Annotated in this window: 3 protein-coding genes; 1 reads left to right on the top strand and 2 read right to left on the bottom strand. The window is 77.2% G+C overall.

Going from position 1 to position 3,564, the window contains the following annotated elements; all coding sequences use genetic code 11:
* Both DY240_RS23545 and DY240_RS23550 read right to left on the bottom strand, forming a co-directional pair.
* A partial coding sequence (locus DY240_RS23545; protein WP_147375478.1) for a Cmx/CmrA family chloramphenicol efflux MFS transporter occupies positions 1–980 on the bottom strand: 980 nt, incomplete at its 3' end.
* Positions 981–1,168: 188 nt separating this feature from the next.
* The gene (locus tag DY240_RS23550; RefSeq protein ID WP_119662178.1) at positions 1,169–2,278 is read right to left on the bottom strand and encodes a hypothetical protein; all 1,110 of its coding nucleotides are present in this window, start codon (positions 2,276–2,278) and stop codon (positions 1,169–1,171) included.
* 128 nt (positions 2,279–2,406) lie between these two features.
* On the opposite strand from DY240_RS23550, the gene DY240_RS23555 reads away from it, so the two are divergent.
* On the top strand, positions 2,407–3,564 hold a 1,158-nt coding region (locus tag DY240_RS23555; RefSeq protein WP_119662179.1), incomplete at its 3' end, for a sensor histidine kinase.

The following is a 3,564-nucleotide window of genomic DNA, read 5'->3' on the forward strand; positions in this document are numbered from 1 at the left end:
CGCGGCGCCCCCGCAGCCGCCGCGAGCGACCGCGCGATCAGCGCCGACCCGGCGGCGAACGAGAGCGCGCCCTGCACGCCCGCGCCGAGGACGACGACGGCGGGCACGTGCGCCAGCAGGGCGAGCAACATCCAGCCGGCCAGGAGCGCCGCCGACACCGCGGCCAGACGGCGGCGCAGGCCGGCGCGGTCCGCGAGCCGGCCGCCGATCGTCACGCCGGAGAACGCGCCCAGGCCGAACAGCGCCAGCACCGGCGGCACCCAGCCCTCCCCCAACCCGGCGACGTCGGTGACCACCGGCTCGAGGTAGGTGAACGCGCCGAACGTCGCGCCGTTGACCAGCGCGCCGAGCAGCAGGACCAGCCGCAGCCGGGGCCGGCGGAGAACCGTCAGCTCGGCGCGAGCCGACGCCGTCGCCGTCGATCCCTCGCCGGCCGGGTGACGTGCGACCGATCGGTGGATCGCCAGCAGCGCCGGCACGCACGCGGCGGCGACCGCCCAGAACGGCGCCCGCCAGCCCCACAGCTGGCCGAGCAGCGCGCCGCCCGGCACGCCGGCGACGCAGGCGACCGTCACGCCGCCGAGCAGGACCGACGTCGCCCGGCCGGTCGACCGCGGCCCGGCCAGCGCCGCGGCGGTCGCGAGCGCGACGGCGAGGAATCCCGCGTTGGCCAGCGCGGCGACGACTCGGGTGGCGGCCAGGACGGCGTACGCGTCCGTCGTCGCGGCCACGACGTGTGCCGCGAGGAACGCCGTCAGGAATGCCAGCAGCGCCACCCGCGGCGGCCATCGCCGGCTCAGCAGCGCCGTCGCCGGCGCACCGACGATCATCCCGACGGCGTAGGCCGAGGTGAGCGATCCGGCGGCGGGAACGGACACGTCGAGGCCGGCGGCGATCTCCGGTACCAGACCGGCCAGCATGAATTCGGAGGTGCCCTGGGCGAACACGGCCAGGGCGAGCAGGTAGACGACGACAGGCATGGGGACTCCACGGGACCCGGGCAACGGTGAGGGACGTAGAGGCCGGTCCGGTGGAGTCGAGCGTTCGGGGCTGCGTCGGATGCGCGCGCTTCAGCGCGCGGCGCGCCTCAGCGCGGGCAGCGTCGAGCGAGCCACCGGTCGGCCGGTGGCTCGGATCTGGACGCCTCGGGGCTGCGCACGCGCCGAGCTTACAGCGCCCCGCACACGCGGCAGGCCGGCCGGGTGCGCAGGTGGTAGCCGAGCGTCGCCGCGCCCAGGAGCACGGCCCACGGCGCGAACAGCATCATCGGGTTGCCGGCCCATTCGGCGGGGTCGGTCCAGTCGGTCAGCCGCAGGATCACCGAGCCCGCCGAGGCCAGCGACAGCGCGACCGTCGTCGCGAACACCAGCGGGAACGCCCGGGGCACCGGCTTGCCGGCGAGGCCCAGCACCCACCGCGGCCAGATGACGCCCCACCGCTGCGTGAGCCCGAGCGTCAGGACCCCGCCGGCCGCGGCGAAGGTCGCGAGGTAGGCGCCGGCCCACACCATCCCGCTGTCGTGCAGCTCGTCGAGGAACTCCTGGCTGATGGTCAGCGGGACGCCCAGGGCCCAGGCCCAGCGCACGAGGGCGTACCCGAACGGCATGAGGAACGCGGCGTACGCGGCCCAACGGCCCCAGCGCGCCGCACCCGCCCGCGACGTCCAGCCGTGCGTGTGCCCGGCCCGGCGGCCGCAATGGACGCAGGCGCGCACCGTCCGCCGCTGGAAGGCCAGCGTCGCGGCCGCCCACAGCAGCCCGCCGGCGACGCAGATCCACTGGTTGACGTTCGGCCAGGGGTAGACCTTCTCGACGAACTCGGCGTAGGTCAGTGGCGGCCAGCCGAACGGGATGCCGACCAGCGCCAGCGGGGTGTAGGCGACGGCGGTGAGCACGCGCTGGTCCGGCACGAGCACGATCAGCAGGGCGGCGCTGGCCCAGCCCCAGCCGGCGAGGGCAACCCGCGCGATGCCGCGCGCCGGCGATCGGGCAAGTCCGAGGGCAACCGCGGCGCCGGCGAGTCCGAGGCCGGCGATCCACGGTCCGGTGCCGGCCGCCGTCGACGCGCCGAGGATGGACTCCTCGCGGCCGTCGGGGAGGTCGCCCGGGCCGAACGGATAGCCGTCGACGCCGAGGGCCCAGAGCAGGCCGAGCAGTCCGTAGGCGGCGGACCAGGCGGCTGCCGCGTACGGGGTCCAGTCCGGCCAGGCCCGGATCGCCCGGCGGACGGGGCCCGGTGACCGGGCCGGTGCGGTGGTGGTGATGGTCGTCGTCGTCATGGTTCCAGCCTTCCGAGGCGGCGGCGTGCCGCCGAGATGCCGATCGGCCGGTTCGCGCGGACGGTGACGGGCGCGGATGTGCCGTTCGGCACGGGTGCGGCGGCGGTGTGCTCCCTAGACTCGACGGCATGCCGGACCGGTCGTGGCGCCTCGTCTTCGCGGGGGCCGTCGTGGTCGCGGCCGGCGTCCTGGGTGCGGCCCGGCCGTGGACCGTGCCGCTCGGATGCGCCTCGGTGGTCGCCGTGGTGGTGATGTTCTGGTGGCCTGCGTCGCATGTGTGGCTGCCGTGGGGTGCGGCCGGCGCCGGCGCTGTGTCGCTGGCCGCGACGGTGGCGCATCTCGCCGGGCCGTGGCCCGGCTCGCCTCCGTGGGGCATGGTCGAGCTCGCGGTGCTGTCGGTGCTGGTCGGCGCGTGTGCGCGGTGGGCGCCGGTACGCGCGGCGGTGCCGGCCGCCGTCGTCGCCGGGCTGGGCGGCGCGACCAGCCTGCTGCGGGCCACCGACGGCGGCACGCCCGACGAGCTGTCGGCGCTCGAGGCCGTCTACGCGGTGTCGTTCTGGGCGCTCGCGCCGATCGCGGCGGCAGGTGCCGGGCTGCTGCTGCGGCACCAGCACGACCGCCGGGTCCGCGCGGTCGCCGCCGCCCGCCGGGCGCAACGGCTGGAGCTCGCCCGCGACCTGCACGACTACGTCGCCCACGACGTCAGTGAGATGATCGCCCAGGCCCAGGCCGCGGGGACGGTCGTGCCGGCCGGCACCCCGGCGGGCGACGCACTGCGCCGCATCGAGGCGGCCGGACTCCGTGCGATGGCGTCGATGGACCGGACGGTGCGGATCCTCCACAGCGACGACGACGCCGGTGGCGGCGCGGCCGGTGCGGCCGTCGGGTCCGGGACGGTCCGCCCGCAACCGGGCCTCGCCGACCTGCCGGCGGTGGTCGAGCGGTTCGCCGCCTCCGGGCCGGCGCGAGTGGTCCTCGACGCCGACGACGACCTGGCCGCGTCGGTCCCCAGGGAGGTCGGCGGCACGGCCCACCGGGTGGTCGTCGAGGCGCTCACCAACGTCCGCAGGCACGCTTCCGGCGCGGCCGTCGTCGAGGTGCGCGTACGGCGGTGCGATGACGGATTGGAGGTCTCGGTGGCCGACGACGGCGCAGCCCAGGGGGCAGGGCCCGGGCCGGGGCGCAGCGGCGGTCCCGACCGGGCCGGTGGCCTCGGGCGGACCGGCGGGCTCGGACTGTCCGGCCTGGCCGAGCGGGTCGGCGCGCTGGGCGGGACGCTGCGCGCC

The sequence above is a fragment of the Jiangella rhizosphaerae genome (assembly GCF_003579925.1).
Taxonomy (GTDB): Bacteria; Actinomycetota; Actinomycetes; order Jiangellales; family Jiangellaceae; genus Jiangella; species Jiangella rhizosphaerae.